Consider the following 15252-nt stretch of genomic DNA (forward strand, 5'->3'; position numbering starts at 1 on the left):
AGGAAATAGACCAGGTCGCAGTGAACCGCGGGCTGTGAAGCGTCGTCCAAAGGCCTACCCTCGTTTGACAGTACCAAGAAGACAAACGGCGTAATCCTGTGGTCAACCACTTAAGGTCGTGCCATTACTCTATATCCTGTTTTTTTCCTGTGAAACATAATCATCTCAAACTGGTATATAGTCAGCCCTGAATATAGCGGTCACGTTTTTTCTTTTTCAGCAGCGTGATATCCACCACAACCAGACCGTCCACGCAGTTGTTGAAGTCAGGGTCAACATTGAAGTCAAGAAACCGCACCCCGCCTGGTTTGCAGAGGGAGGAGTACTGTTTGTACAGGGTGGGAATATTGGTTCCCATATTTCGGAGCAGATTCTTCAGTTTTTTCAGATCCTCTGCATAATCAAGACCGCTGAATTCCCGGACCAGCCGTTCCAAAGAGCCGGAAAAGATAAAGGGATTCCTGGAGCAGGCACCATCTTCTGACCCAAAATAGAGCCTGTAAAAAAAGACCAGCAGTTCCTTGGCAGCCTGGGGCAGACCGTTGCTGATGGAGACCGGGCCGAACAGATAGCGGTGTTCGGGATTGTTGGTCAGAAAGGCCCCGATACCGTACCAGAGATAATCCAGACTGCGTTTGCCCCAGTAACGTTGCTGGACAAAACTGCGGCCCAGCTCCAACCCCTTATCCAGAAACCAGCGGTGTTCAGGCGCAAAATTGAACAGGCTGTCCGTGTACAATCCCTGAGTGCCGTGTTGCCGGATGACCTGGGCAGCATCAGCAAGCCGGTAGGCCCCGACAATCTCCAGGTCATTTTCATCCCAAAGGATAAGCTGCTGGTAATAGCTGTCAAACCGGTCTGTATCCCGTCTTTTGCCCGTGCCTTCTTCCACGGCCCGGAAGGTGATTTCCCGCAAGCGACCGATCTCCCGCATCACCGGTGAGGACTCTGTGGTTGTATAGAGAAAGATAAGCTTGCCATCTGGTGTCTTTCCCAACAGTTCCGCGTCCCTGAGTTCTCTTTTCAGGTCGCTGCGTCGCTCAGGCCGGGCAATAGCACTCTCGGTTCGCAGCACATCTTTTCCGCCCCTGCCGATCCTGTAGAGATGTTTCTTAAAGAGCTTGACCTTTTCCTCGGAGTTGAGGGGCAGATTGCTGTAGGATCTGTAGGGAATAATCCTGCCCACAGTAAACCTGATCTGTTTTTTCTCCTGCCTGAACATCTCATTGACCAGCATGACCATAGAAAGCGGTCTGCAAAGCAGAGAAGCCGTGTAAAAGGAAGCAGAGTTTTTCCCCGTGATATGGATCGGCAGAACAGGGGCCTTGGCCCGACCGGCTATACCAAGGAAGCCCTTGTGCCATTTTCCGTCCTTGACCCCAATCGGTCCGAGCCGTGAAACCTCGCCTGCCGGAAAAACAATAACCGCCTCTTCATTGAGCAGGGCTGAGGAAATATGCCGGAGTTGCTCCCGTGAGGACTTCCCGCCCATATTATTGACCGGCAACAGGCAAGGGTGCATGGGTTTGATGTACATGAGCAGGTCATTGGCCAGCACCCGGACATCAGAGCGTACCTCGTGGACCAGTTTCAGCAGGGCAAGGCCGTCCAGGGAGCCTATGGGATGATTGGCAATAATGATCACCCGGCCAGCAGGAGGGATATTTTCCCGATCTCGGTCGGAAACAACATAACTGAAGTTGAAGTGCTCCAGAACCTGTTCAACAAAATCCATCCCCCGCACATGGGGGTATTGTTCGACAAAACCGACAAAATCTTTTTCGCGCAGGAGTCTGCGCAGGACAGGGCGTATTGGCGGCCCAAGGACAGGATTGTTATGCAGGCCAGGGTATTGATCCGACAGCACCTCATCAACCGTAAACATAATCTTTACTCCGATATTCCTCCAGGGCAGGGATGAACAAAGGGAACCCGGCCCGATAGTGCAGGAGATGCGGTTTCCCATCCGCCATGCACCTCCTTACTTCCTTTTGCGAGAATAGAGCGTACGGATAAAGAAAAGATTAGGAGCGTATTAGTTTTTGATGTTGGGTGATTATTGGTCGCTATCGTACAAGGTTATCCGATTTTATTATATCCTTCCTCTGTCCTCTGACCGCACGGTTGTCCAGTCTGAAAACGGCCTGTGATAGCAAAAGAGAATTTCTAATGTCCTTTTGACTGCTTTCTTACAAAAAAATAACAATACATTGGTATGGTAAAGATTTGCATAATAAAAAAAGTAGAAATCTGTGAACGATTCACCAAAAAGAATGAGCAGGATCATGAGAAACCAAGAAGAAAAAATACTCCTTTCAATACTGAATAACTTGCATGTACGGTATGAATTTATTCCAATGGATAATGCTGCCGACTATACCCCGATTCTGGAGTCAATTATTGAAGGAATAATGGAAGGGATAGCAACAAAGAAACAAACTGAGGAGATCGAAAGAAAACGGCAAAAACTGTATAGTCATGCAAGAGAATTCATACTGGAACTCTGCCTGAGACATGAAGACTATGAAGAAGACCTTGATCGCTTCATAGATTCTGGAACAGTCTGGATTGATTCCAAGAGCGCATGACCCGGTCTTTTTTCTCCTTTCCCTTGTTCTCCGTCATTGTGCGGTCTGAAAAGGTGATGTTGTACCAGGATATTTTGATCATTCAATTGCAAAAAACAATACAACAACGTGGAATTGAAGCGATGAATGACAGCAAAATACATTGTTGGGCATTTAAAAAATGTGGTAGAGAACCGGGAGGCAAAAATATTGAGAGATACGGCGTTTGTTCCGTAGCGGTATCTATAAGATGCAAGGAAAGAAATGGAGCGCGGTTCTGCTGGTCTCTGCGTGAATCAGCCTGTGAAAGTATAATGCGAGAGTGTTGCGTGAGTGAGATCAAGGAGTGCCGCCAATGTACTTATTATATCTTTCTTCAAGAATCAGAGGGATTCTTCAGTAAATATTGCTCAAGACGAGACGGACATTTACGAAGGATAATCAACAGTATGCTGAAGGGATTAAGGTTTTATTAACTTGCGATCATCTGGGTCGAAGGGACCATCACCGATGCTCCTCTGCTTGTTCGGCAATGGAGGTAAGTCAGGAAGTAATGAAAAGGCCGTCAAGCCAAGCTATAAAAAGTGTGAAAGAAGTCCAGACACAGGAGAGTAACAACAGCCCGACAGCATCCCAGTCTCCTTTGAGGAGCATAAAAAACGCACCGAAAAACAAGGACAACCCAATAAAGATGAAGAACAGAAATAGCGGGCAGCCGAACGCTCTGCGGCATCTGTTTCTTCCAACCTCTTTTACTCGTTCCTGTGTATCTATTCCGAGAAACTCGTTGATAACTCGGCTCATCCTCCGGGCTTCATCGGCTTCTGAGCGCATCAGAGGCACCTGTTGTCCGGGAGTGTCTTTTTTGCACTTGTACCATAGATGCATGTACCTCTGTGCCTCTTTTTTGCTGCTATAACTGACTCCTGCTTCTTGAACGCCGCTCAGGTCATATTCTTTTTCCGAACAACGCAGCATGCTGTGATACTGTATCCGCATTACCCACTGCTGTTTATCGAATGTGCAGAGAACCGGCTTTTTAACAAAGAGAAGAAAGGCTACGACGATGGTTCCTCCTGTGAGGAAAAGTATGGACCATAGTTGATACATCGCCTGTCTGGAAGAGCTGTCTGTCCAGGTATAAGAGGGAGGCGGATTGGGTTTCTTAGCGCAGATATGAAGATAGTCATTCATCTTTTGGACCAGCTCTTCAGGGTCATAGCATGGTACAGAGATATCTCCCATCTCTGTCGCCAGCAGCAGGCTGCGGCTGTTTCCCTGTATCGCTGCCTTTGCAGAAAAGATATATTCAGCCTCATAAATATCTTCCCGAAAGGGATGCCTGATTCTGTTGATCCCTTTATCCATCCCTGACACTGCAATCGTACAGGAAACCGCTCCTTCCTGCATATGAACGCAATGTAGCCTGACAGATTCATCCTGAAGAAAAGGTAACAGAAACAGCAGAAAATAGAATGGCAGCGCAGTAAGGACCACAGTCCGAAGGCACTTTCGCGAAGAAGGTGGGGAATGCTCTTCTTTTCCGATTCTAAGAACAGAACTGCTGTGCTCAATTATTTGCATGATCAACCTTCTGTTTTCTCGAAATCAGCAATGCTTTAGTTCTTCAACGTCGCATCCTGCTGTCTTTCCTCGTTTCTGTAGAAAGTGATCTTTTTCAGACAGGCTTTGCTCTGTCCCTTGTCCAGACCACTGGTGTCCAGCTCAATACCGATACCTGTGACAGGTGGCACAGTGTCTGTTGCAAACCATTTGCGGTAGGCATCATCTATTTTGAAATTCGAGACAATGGCTGTACCGCTGTCAGGGCTGTCAAGGCAGACAAAACGAGATGTTTTTCTGTAGCTCTTCCCTGAATACGGGAAATTGACCTTGTCGTTCTGACAAAGAAACAGGCCGATGAAAAAAGGGGTGTCAGGCAGATAGAAACGATCCGCCTTGACTGGAGGACCGAAAAACAGGGTCACCATGATTGCTTCCCGATTAATGTTTTGTTCCCAGGAAGCCCCGGTCGGATACTGCTCAACCCTCCATTGCACAGCAATCTTCTCCATATCTTTTAGAGAAAGCCCGTCCTTGACAGCCACAGCAAAGGCAGGCTGGTCCGTATGGAAACACAGTCCGCTCCCGTCCTTGCTCTTGGTCACCTGAACGGCACCGTCTTCGTCCATATCCCGCTGCAACCTGAAGCCTTGTTCCCTGAGCCAGGCTTTGCCGTCTTTTCCAGCCTGGCTGAAATCAATCTGATAGGGGATATTGGTTGAATCTGCATCAGCGGCTGTGCCGATTGATATGCTGCACAGGGCGGTAGAGTGAAGCAAAAAGAGGAAGAGTCTGATGAACATTCTATGTTTTTTATATGAAAGTTGGACTAATCTCTTGCGAATCTGGGTACCCCCCCCCGATTCTCCTTCTGGTTATAAGAGATCTGCTTTGGAATGCTGACGATGCTGCCGCAGAGTATTAGCAACAAAGCCTAATAGTGGTATAACTGAAAAAAGTCCGGTATATATTTTGTTATCATAGCCAATGTAAAAAGTAAAACAAAATTGGCCAGCGTACCTCGGCACGATAATGCGGAAACAATAGTGATCAATTCCGTTGGAAAATGTGGGCACTCCAAAGTGGTTTTGAAGTGACAGGATACCCTGGTATCGGTTACCTTCCAAAGAGGAAGAAGTGGAGCCGGTATTGCGGGGAGACTTTTAAATGGACTCTTTCTGTGCTGTTCCCTCTATTCTGCTTTGCTGAGAGTCCTGCTCTTGCAGTGCCCGTTCATTCCGTTCATAAAGAGCAAAGTACAAAGCAAACAGGATGCCAATGGTAAAGAAAATCCGGGCAATCCTGTCCCAGGCAGGTTGCTTGCCTTTATGCAGAAAACGAAGGAATAACACCAGAATCCAGGTAATACCAATACAATATGGTGCTGTGGTCAAGAGTTGGGCTGCTGTGCCTGTTATAATACTGAGTGCTGAAGGTCCGAGCCGGAGATGAAAAAGCAGATATACTCCGGCGATGAGAGTCAGCGTGATTTTTTCTTGAAGCGTTTGCATATGTCTTTTGATTTTTCGTATATCTTTCCTGACATCCTGCCGGAAGATGGCGTGGTTTTTTCTTTATCCCAGCTTTTTCCCCGGCTTGTTTTTTTGAGACCGGTTGAAGATGATCTGCCAGAGATGAAGACCTCCCTGTTACAGGCTATGGCACATCAGCAGGCAGGATCCAGCTGGCTCAACTATACCTGTCCAGCTCCCCTTGGCAAAGACCGTGACCGTTTTCTTGCCTTGTTCCAGGATATCCGCTTGCGACCTGATGAGTATGCAGGGCATCTTTCGCACCTGTCAGCTGGAGCTATCCCTGTTGTGCAGGAGAAAGAACGCGAGTCTTCTATTATCAAAACCCTGCTGGAGCAAACCGGTATCCGGGCAGGATCTGGTGAGCATACTCCTGAACCAACAAAGGAGCAAGAAAAGAACCTCTCTGATCTTGGCCTTTGGCAGGCAAGAATGTTGCTTAAGCTGGGTGAGGCTGTGGATATTCAACAGGATGAAATCCGTACCGATCTGGCCAGAATGACCCGGCAACAGGAAGAATTGCTCAGCGTACTGCGCAGGGATGAGAACGATTTTGCAGATATTGAGCTGCCAGCGACTCAACCAGCTGATGGAATATCTTGGGAACAACAGCGCTTGCGTCTTAAGGCATGGAGCCGTCTCTTTTTCCTCAGTGAGAATTCCTTTGAAAAGACAAGCTTTATCTGTCAAAATTCTGATATCATTGAAGCTCTGTTGGAGCAGTATCAGCAGCAGTATGCCTGTGCAGTCAGTCCTTTTTTAACCCTTTCTCTCCCTGCTTTTTGTCCACCATCTGCAAACGATGATGATATCCTGGCCCGAACAAGGCATTTTCAGCAAGAGACCAAGGAGGTACTTTCTGTCATCAGGGATCTTTCCTATAGATCAAGGACATCAGGGGATTCATACCAGAGAGAAAACATACAGCAGCAATGGATTGCTTTGTTGGATCATTATTACCCCATTGCAGAGCACGGACGCTGTACGCTTACCCTGTATTTCCTTCCTGGTGTCTTGCCGCAACAGTTCTTTTTTCAAACCTTTGCTGCCCAGAGGCAATCAGTTGCTCAGGAGCGTTCTCAATAAACAGACCGAACAGATACTGGGATGGTTCTTGGTTTTTTGGAAAAATAAGGGAAAAGAGGTGGGCTGTATGAAAAAAAAGGCGGTCCAGGCTATGTGGTTTTACAGAGATGGTGGCAGGAAGGAGTGGAAAGAAAGGGTAAAGGTGTGGTAAGAACACAGGGAACTTTTTTTATCCCACCTCATCAAGGGGGATGGGAAGGATATTATAACATAACATCTTTACAAGGCAATGAATCATACCTCATATAATCATACCTCATATCAACTCTCTGATATTTTTACCTGCACCCGTTGCGGTTATTGTTGCCAGGGCGATACCACCGTCTCTCTGGATACGGATGATCAACAACGGATGATCAGCAAGCTGGGGCTGACCCGACAACAGGTGGAAGAAGAATATTGGCAGATCAACGGCCCGGTGGTGCAGATGAAAACAGTGGATAATCACTGTATTTTTTATCAACAAGGAACAGGTTGTAGTGTGCATGAAGCACGGCCCTGGCGATGTGGTCAATGGCCACTCCATCCGAGTATGCTGGATGAAGAAACGAACTTTTATACGATCCGTGAGTCCTGCCCAGGCCTTAATCAGGAACTGAACTGGGAAGAGTTCTCACGTATTTTCAAACAACTGCTTGAGCAGGAGGAACAACAGCAAAAAAAGCTGCTCTGCTGATTGGAAACCATTTTAAAAGCTGTAGGCAATTCCCACCATACCAAAGAGGCCTGTTTCATGATCCACAATGGGGCTGTCTACAATTTCCTGATCAAAGAGTTCTAAACCAACAGCACTGTTGAGCATGATATTTGGACGCAAGCCGACTCGAAGTGCCAGTCCTGCCTGCCAGTTAACGGTCCAGCCAAGGTCATATGCCGAACGCCCGGCAATGGCCTCGGTGCTGTCCACTCCATAGTAATAGGTGGAAAAATCATCAGAGAGCAGGGAAACCCCCAGGTAGGGAGCAAGAAACAGCATCCGCCATCGAAAGGGTTTGATCACCCGCAGTTCAACTTCCTGGCCACTATGCTCATTCAGAACATCTGTCAGAACCTGAGCCGAGAGAATAACTGGGTCAAGGCGTAAGCGTGCCTTTATTCCAGCCTCTACAGTACCTTTTCGATCATGTATCCCAACCAGTTCCGCACTGTCGCCGCTCTCATAGGCCTCAAAACGATATTTCGCCAGCAGGTCAACAGAGAAAGGCCCATTCTGATAAAGATGCATGCCTCCTCCGGTTCCTCTGATGAAAAACTGTTCTCCGGAAAACATGAGCAGGGGAATCGGGATAAGAGTATTGCTCGCTCCCTGATATGGGTTTGTTGAGAAAACAGCTCCAGCACCCAAAGACAAAGTCGGAGCAGTTCTTCTTGATTGGCCAGGAGCTTCAGCAGCAACTGACAGAGAAGAGAAGAGAAAAGGGGCGGAGGAAATAATAAAAAGAGCAAGGAGATGTATCTTCATACTGTTATGGCGGGAGATTTGTAGGGACACGGCATGCCGTGTCCTTACATGCTGAATGGAGAAGATCAGGCAAGATCAATCTGTAAGGGGATGCTATGCAGGCTTTTTTCCGGCTGTTGGGTTCGTCCCAGTTTCCATGCCCCGCATTTGGCCTTGCCATCCAACTTTTTCTCTACATCCGTGACCAGACCTTCAATGTCTATTACCTTGTGGCGGGAAAAGACTTCAGGCAGTCCGCTGGTCAGATTACAGGCCAGACAACGACCAGGTCGTTCGTGCAGATCCAGGTTGAAATGCAGGCTATTGCTCTGCTCATCATGCCCTTGAAAGCTCAGGGAAATATCATAGGCACCTTCATTGGCATCACCAAACAGGGCCTCGAAAAAATCATCAGCCCGGTTAGTGGGAAAAAGCTCCCGCAGAACCTCATCTGTAAATACGTCATTCATAGAATTCATAGTCTCTTTTTTTGCTTCTTTTTTTTGCTGTTGAATGGTTACATCATGTAGGTTTTTCATTACGCAGGCTGTCCAACCTGTATATACCTGCTGAAATGTAATCTGAGACGTTAAAGCTGTCAACATTCATTGAACATGCATTGCCATGACAAGGGGGGTATGGTAAAGAATGGCCTATGGAAAAGAATATATTTTGTAATAATCCGGCAGCTGGATGAGATGGTATGGACGATATGGATGGTATGGAAAAGAAAAGAAAAGCGGGTGTCACTATGGAAGGCCTGAATTCGTCCCAGCATAAGGCTGTCACCCACGGTGAAGGACCGGTCCTGGTTATTGCCGGAGCAGGCAGTGGCAAGACCCGGACCCTGGTTCATCGTATGGCCTGGTTATTGGATCAGGGCGTGCCACCGGAATCCATTCTCTTGCTCACTTTTACCCGGCGGGCTGCCCAGGAAATGCTCCATCGGGCGGGCCGTATCTCAGGTCAGGCCTGTAATCGGGTGGTGGGCGGTACCTTCCATGCCAGTGCCAATATGCTCCTGCGCAGGCATGGTCATCACCTGGGCTTTGGTGGCGGATTTACCATTATTGATCGGGGCGATGCTGAGGGAATTGTTAACCTGATTCGTAATTCTTTAGGACTTGTCGGCAAGGATAAACGTTTTCCCAGCAAGCGGATCATTCTCAATCTCCTGTCCGGAGCCATCAATAAGTCCAGAAAGTTAGAGGATCTCATTTGTGAGACCCAATCTCATCTTATAGAATTCACCAATGATATTATTAAGATTCGTAAAGGGTATGAAGAGTTTAAGCTGAATAACGCCCTGATGGATTATGATGACCTGCTGGTGAACTGGCAGCGCCTGCTTGCTGAGTCTGTCCAGGCCCGGATGGAGATATCCTCCCTGTTCCGCTATATTCTGGTGGATGAGTATCAGGATACCAACCTTATTCAGGCCCAGATCGTTCGTTTACTGGCCTATGGTCATGATAATGTAATGGTGGTGGGCGATGATGCCCAGTCCATCTATAGTTTTCGTGGGGCAGATTTCTATAATATCATGCGTTTTCCTGAGCAGTTCCCTGGGGCTGAAATTATCAAACTGGAGCAGAATTATCGGTCTGTTCAGCCTATTTTGGCCCTGACTAATGCCGTTATTGCCCAGGCTGAAGAGAAATATACCAAGGAACTGTTCAGCGAGATTGAGGGCAAGGTAAAACCTGTGGTCTATTCAGCCCGCAATGAGGCTGGTGAGGCTCGTTTCATCGTGGAAAAGATGAAATCATTGGTCAAGGCAGGCACAGAAGAGAAGGAGATTGCGGTTCTGTTCCGTTCCGGCTTTCATTCCTATAAGCTGGAAATGGAACTGGCAGCCCATTCCCTGGATTTTGAAAAGCGGGGCGGGATGAAACTCACTGAGGCAGCCCATATTAAGGATGTGCTCTCCTTTTTGCGGGTGTTGATCAATAAATGGGATAATCTTTCCTGGAATCGTATCCTCTTGCAGCTGGAGAAGATCGGTCCTAAGACGGCTCTGAAAATCCTGGACAGGATACTGGCTGATGATGAGCCGATTACCGCCCTGGCCGCATATAAAACCACGGCTAAGTGGAAAGGCGCTCTTCAGCGTCTGGCCCAGGCAATGGCAGGCATGGACCGCCTGGAGTTGACCCCTTCAGGTGTTTTTGATCTGGTCATGGAGTATTACAGACCCATTTTTGAGCGGATCTATCATGATGATTATCCGAAACGGGCCCGGGACCTGGAACAGCTCAAGGCCTTGATTGGTGGCTACGGAGATCTCCAATCTTTTGTTGATGACACAACACTGGATCCACCGGAGAATGCACCGGGTGCCCAGGAGACTGCACCGAAGAAGCTTATCCTTTCCACGATTCATTCCTCCAAAGGCCTGGAATGGGATGTGGTTTTTGTCATTGGGCTGTCTGAGGGCCGCTTTCCCCATCAAAAAACCCTGCCTGAGAGCGAGCAGTGGGAAGAGGAACGGCGTTTACTCTATGTGGCGGCAACCCGAGCCAGGAAACAGCTTTTTCTGACCTACTCCCGGACTATCATGACCCCGGATCGTAAATTTCTTAATGTGGTGATGTCGCCCTTTCTTCGGGAGATTAACCCAGGTTTGTATATCCATGAAGACCCGGCACCAGCCACTGGAGGCAATGTTTTTGCCTATCGCAGCGACCCGGAAAGCGCCATCCCGGAACCAACTCCTTTGAATAAAACAACGGTACAATCTGCCCGTACTGAGTTCAGCAAAGGAATGGCAGTACGTCATCCCTTTTTTGGCATTGGCAAGGTAAAAGAGATCCCTGCTCCCCGCCGGATTGAGGTGCATTTTGATCGGCACGGGGATAAGCTGCTCCATCTGGATTATGCCAAGCTGGAGGTTATGGAGTGAGGCCCTGCCTCCTGTGACTCCGTAGGTTGTTGACTATGTCTGTAAAGTTGTGGTGATGTTTTGCGGTATAAGAATTACGATTCTTCCATACTGCTGGTATAATTTCATTATGTTACATTATTTTTATCCTCCGGCATAAGTTCCATTGCGCCTTTTCCGTACTTGCTATCCCCGTCATAGCACTGCTTCATGGTGTCCTTATTTTTGAATTATTGAAACACCCCTTTGAAATCATAATCGCATTATGATATAAAGGGTGTGTTTGGATTATTGTATACGCAAAGGAGATCTCTTTTTATGGAACGACAACAATTACGATTTCTTGATAACTGGTTGCGTAATAAAAACCGTAAACCATTGATTATTCGTGGTGCGAGACAGGTTGGTAAATCCACCCTGGTTGATCTCTTTGTCCAACGGCATAACCTGGAACTTTCTCTTGTTAATCTGGAACGTTACCCAGACTTGTCACAGGTTTTTTCTGGTAATAATCCTGAACTGATTCTTCAGCAGATAGAATTTTTGCCAAATATGAAGAAGATTGGCAAGGATTCTATCTTATTTTTGGATGAGATTCAGGCCGTACCAGAGGCAATTCCTGCTTTGCGCTATTTTTATGAGGACATGGGGGAACTTCCGCTTGTCAGTGCTGGTTCTCTTTTGGAATTTGCTTTGGCAGATCATACCTTTTCCATGCCTGTGGGAAGAATCCAGTATCTCCACATGGGGCCAATGACCTTTACCGAATTTCTATCAGCAATGGACGAGGACGCCCTGAAAAATTTTATTGAGCAGTATGAATTCGGTCAGGAGATCGGAGAGATCGTTCATCAGCGATTACTGGAGCTGTTGCGGTCATATTATTATATAGGCGGGATGCCTGAAGCTGTGGCGGTTTTTGCGGATAGTCGCAGTTACAGAGATGTCAGCGAGGTTCATAATGCAATCATTGAGACCTACCGTGATGATTTTCCTAAGTATGCGGGATCCAGAGATCTCAATCGTATGTTGAATGTTTTTAATTTTGCCGCCAGAAATGTGGGGATTAAAGTGAAATATTCAAATATATCGTCTCAGGATCAAAGTGCTACCATCAAGAAGGATATTGAGCTGTTGGCAATGGCCCGGGTAATCAATAAGGTTGTCCATAGTCATTGTACTGGCTTGCCACTTCAGGCTGATCAGCAGGAGAAAATATATAAATTACTCTTTCTTGATATCGGGCTTATGAATGCAGTTTGTGGTCTGGACTGGTTGAGTTTTTCGCGAATGGATGACTTGAAATTGGTCAATCAGGGGGCTGTTGCTGAACAGTTTGTTGGTCAGCATCTTCAGGCCATGCTTGCAGATAAACCAAACCGTGAATTGAATTATTGGCTACGGGAAGGAAAGGCAGCTAGTGCTGAATTGGATTTTGTTGTCGGAGTGAGTGGGAATATCATTCCCGTTGAGGTTAAATCAGGAGCTGCTGGTACTCTGAAATCTCTACACCAGTTTATGGGGAGCAAACAGGCTCCCCTGGCTGTCCGCTTTGATATTAATCAGCCGTCTGTTCAGGAGGTGGATACTGTTATTACGAAAAATAAAAAAAGGAGACCTGTGCAATACCCGTTGGTTTCTTTGCCCCTTTATCTGGTTGAACGGTTAGGTGCTGTTGTCCATGCGGTGCTTGATCAATAACACCCTGCGCCAAAGCTCCAACCATGTATCAATCTGGAGGTGAAAGACGTCGTTATCGAGGCCGGGAGTGATCGGATCGGTTCTTTCTTTTCGGCTCCAATGTGATCAGGCGACCTTTGAATGCCTCCTGTTTCTTTATAATATCATTATGATATTTCAATATATTCCAGTCGTGCTGTCGAAGTATCTCAGCTCGATTTTTTCTTATTTCTGCAACAAGCGGGTCTTTACACGTCATCGTTCTCCCCAGTTAATCCGCCATGTTCTATGTGTTTTGCTGAACAGCATCCCAGTCCGGTACTTTTTTGTTTTTGAGGACAGCGTCAAGCAGTTGGGAAACTTTTGACTTCAGAGCGGAGATGCCCTTTCGGGCTATTCGTGATTCTACCACAGACAATGCCTCTTACTGACTCAACTGCGTTGTCAGAAAATAGTTGGCAAGGTTATTCAGTGAAACACCTTGCGATTATGCCTCATGTGCCAAACGATTTTTTAGTTCGGCAGGAACTCGTAAAGTTAAGCGTGAATACTTGACTTGAAAGTATTTATTTTTAATGAATTTTTACCTTCTCTTAATGAGGAAATGAACCCTTTTGTTTTTAACAATCTGGCAAATTTCAGATTAATTTGATTTTTATCAATTTTAGGGCGTTTCCCGTATGAAGATATCTCACTAAAAGGCTCAGGTAACTCTGCAAGAACCTCCATAGTCTTTTTCTCATCCCAAGTCAAAAGGCACTTCATAAGAAGCTGAATTGAATCCGAAGATGTCTGAGCATTGATAATTGCTGAGGACAGTACAGTGTCGTCAAATTGTGAGCAGTCTACCTCATTAGACAAAAGAAAATTTGCAACCAGAAGAGATAGGTGCTTGTTTTCTACAGCACCGTTCGGTGTAACATCAAGACATACCGTCAACTTATCCTTATTATTTATTTTACTTGAAAGCAGCAACTCACGAATATCATCATCAATTGGATATTTCTTTTTATCTTTTTGATACGTATCAAAGTTTTTACTGATCAATATTGCGACAAGTTGATTATTCTTTTCAAGAAAGCGGAAAGAGTCTTCTGTAAGTCGTACCTTCCTTTCTCTAGCTAGACATACCTGCTTTTCTTCTGAGATTAATTTTGGAAAATTTGTATAGCTATAAGGGAGGCACTTTATCAGTTGGCAATAGTCAGTGTTTTTCAATTCGTCATTTTGAATGATAAAATAAGATAATATTGAACTATTGTCCTTTCCAAGCTCAGTTATAGAAAATTCTAATTTTGAGAGGGTGTCAATAACATTCTGCCGTCCTAACAGGCTGGTCACAACTGACTTGTCATTATCTTTATATCCGAGATACTCCGAAATATTCTTCCAGGAAATAGCTACTTTCTCTTTCTGCAGCAAGTGAAACCAAAGGTTTTCCGGGATTCCTTCAAAGTTCTCAAATATATAATTTTGTTTTGATATTATCTTTGTTTTGTGATCAGACTTCAGCTTTTCCTGATTAAGGAGTATCTTGATTGCTGTTTCACTTTCCTCTGAATTATCCGGGAGAGAAAGAAACACCTCTTCGAGGTAATAGGCTAAATTTTCTTCTATATATTTTTTGAGCTGTTCACTCCCAACTGCCAGTATTGATGTGTAATTTGCCTTTTCAGCTTTGATGTTACCGACATCTTTTGCATCCGTAAATGCCTGAAGTACATAATGCACATTTTCAACAGTTATAATATACAGGCACTCTTTATGGACAAATTCAAGTAAGGCATGATTTTTTTCTAATGACAGTAAATCATGGAAGCGAACATTTAACCTTTTAAGCACGTTATAGTTATCGGGCAACGGAAGGTCGGAAGCCAAGACATGATGGCCTTTTTCGGAGAGATAGTTTGTAAGCAGGTTTTCTGTATTCATATTCTCACAGACATACTCAGCTTCAACGAATTTAAGTATATATGCAATCTGTTCTGCTCCATGTTGAGATGATATTGCTGCTGACGCAAATCCAGGCCATTCTCCGCTCAAATAGCGGATCAATTCCGCATTATGTTTGCCAGTAATAAAATAAGCCGTAAAAAAGTCTTCAGACTGTTCAAAGTTATGAGAAATATAATGCATTGCCGACTTGAGTCGATTCGTATTTATTTCTTTATGTTCGAGTAAATAGTCAATAAGTGTCACATTCAATACATACTTTTGTCCAAAGTCCTCCTCTCGAATATTTGCGCAAACTTCTTCAGGTGTATCTATTTTTTGATTTGGATTATCTTGATTGAAATTACGGATAGTGAGTATGTAATCACGGTCATTTTTAGTTAAGCGTCCTTCATGGAAATTTGATATGTAAAGATGGTAGTGTAACCGTTCAGACCCCTCTCATTTTTTTTACGCAGCAAGAGGCAGAGGAGGCACATCCAGCCCCTGGCGCCGAGCCGTGATAACCTCAGCGAGATATTTCCACGGACAGGCGTTGCGCTTCCTACA

At 45.7% G+C, this 15252-nt stretch carries 13 protein-coding genes; 6 read left to right on the forward strand and 7 right to left on the reverse strand.

Features of this window, described 5'->3' with window-relative positions; all coding sequences use genetic code 11:
- Window positions 1–181: 181 nt before the first annotated feature.
- Window positions 182–1885, reverse strand: a complete 1704-nt coding sequence (locus L2082_RS14040; RefSeq protein WP_446010374.1) for a GNAT family N-acyltransferase — start codon at window positions 1883–1885, stop codon at window positions 182–184.
- Window positions 1886–2285: 400 nt separating this feature from the next.
- Here L2082_RS14040 and L2082_RS14045 point away from each other — a divergent pair, with 400 nt between their 5' ends.
- Together L2082_RS14045 and L2082_RS14050 are read left to right on the forward strand one after the other, a co-directional pair.
- Window positions 2286–2588 (forward strand): hypothetical protein, encoded by a 303-nt coding sequence (locus tag L2082_RS14045; RefSeq protein ID WP_446010369.1) that lies wholly within the window; start codon window positions 2286–2288, stop codon window positions 2586–2588.
- 122 nt (window positions 2589–2710) lie between these two features.
- Window positions 2711–3043: a two-CW domain-containing protein gene (locus L2082_RS14050; RefSeq protein WP_446011878.1), complete on the forward strand. Its 333-nt coding sequence runs from the start codon at window positions 2711–2713 to the stop codon at window positions 3041–3043.
- Between the two features lie 67 nt (window positions 3044–3110).
- Here L2082_RS14050 and L2082_RS14055 read toward each other — a convergent pair whose 3' ends face one another.
- The 3 genes from L2082_RS14055 to L2082_RS14065 all read right to left on the reverse strand — a co-directional run bounded on the left by L2082_RS14055 (window position 3111) and on the right by L2082_RS14065 (window position 5641).
- Window positions 3111–3935: a hypothetical protein gene (locus L2082_RS14055; protein ID WP_446011875.1), complete on the reverse strand. Its 825-nt coding sequence runs from the start codon at window positions 3933–3935 to the stop codon at window positions 3111–3113.
- A gap of 251 nt (window positions 3936–4186) precedes the next feature.
- Window positions 4187–4933 (reverse strand): hypothetical protein, encoded by a 747-nt coding sequence (locus tag L2082_RS14060; RefSeq protein WP_446010371.1) that lies wholly within the window; start codon window positions 4931–4933, stop codon window positions 4187–4189.
- A 360-nt stretch (window positions 4934–5293) separates the two neighbouring features.
- Complete coding sequence (locus tag L2082_RS14065; protein ID WP_446010372.1) at window positions 5294–5641, reverse strand: hypothetical protein; 348 nt, start codon at window positions 5639–5641, stop codon at window positions 5294–5296.
- Between L2082_RS14065 and L2082_RS14070 the strand changes: the two genes are divergently transcribed.
- Window positions 5642–6748 carry a hypothetical protein gene (locus L2082_RS14070; RefSeq protein WP_446011876.1) on the forward strand — a complete coding sequence of 369 codons (1107 nt, stop codon included), beginning with the start codon at window positions 5642–5644 and terminating at the stop codon, window positions 6746–6748. It abuts the gene before it with no gap.
- Window positions 6749–6977: 229 nt separating this feature from the next.
- Window positions 6978–7424, forward strand: a complete 447-nt coding sequence (locus tag L2082_RS14075; protein WP_446009972.1) for a YkgJ family cysteine cluster protein — start codon at window positions 6978–6980, stop codon at window positions 7422–7424.
- 12 nt (window positions 7425–7436) lie between these two features.
- Here the strand turns inward: L2082_RS14075 and L2082_RS14080 are convergent, their stop codons facing one another.
- Window positions 7437–8240 carry a MipA/OmpV family protein gene (locus L2082_RS14080; protein WP_446009971.1) on the reverse strand — a complete coding sequence of 268 codons (804 nt, stop codon included), beginning with the start codon at window positions 8238–8240 and terminating at the stop codon, window positions 7437–7439.
- A gap of 35 nt (window positions 8241–8275) precedes the next feature.
- Complete coding sequence (locus tag L2082_RS14085; protein ID WP_446011877.1) at window positions 8276–8728, reverse strand: pancreas/duodenum homeobox protein 1; 453 nt, start codon at window positions 8726–8728, stop codon at window positions 8276–8278.
- 164 nt (window positions 8729–8892) lie between these two features.
- On the opposite strand from L2082_RS14085, the gene L2082_RS14090 reads away from it, so the two are divergent.
- Both L2082_RS14090 and L2082_RS14095 read left to right on the forward strand, forming a co-directional pair.
- On the forward strand, window positions 8893–11091 hold the full coding sequence (locus tag L2082_RS14090; protein ID WP_446009969.1) for an ATP-dependent helicase: 2199 nt from the start codon (window positions 8893–8895) through the stop codon (window positions 11089–11091).
- A 297-nt stretch (window positions 11092–11388) separates the two neighbouring features.
- Window positions 11389–12771 (forward strand): ATP-binding protein, encoded by a 1383-nt coding sequence (locus L2082_RS14095; RefSeq protein WP_446009968.1) that lies wholly within the window; start codon window positions 11389–11391, stop codon window positions 12769–12771.
- A gap of 516 nt (window positions 12772–13287) precedes the next feature.
- Here the strand turns inward: L2082_RS14095 and L2082_RS14100 are convergent.
- Window positions 13288–14949 (reverse strand): hypothetical protein, encoded by a 1662-nt coding sequence (locus L2082_RS14100; protein ID WP_446009967.1) that lies wholly within the window; start codon window positions 14947–14949, stop codon window positions 13288–13290.
- Window positions 14950–15252 lie beyond the last annotated feature (303 nt).

The sequence above is a fragment of the Candidatus Electrothrix sp. genome, from assembly GCF_052785085.1.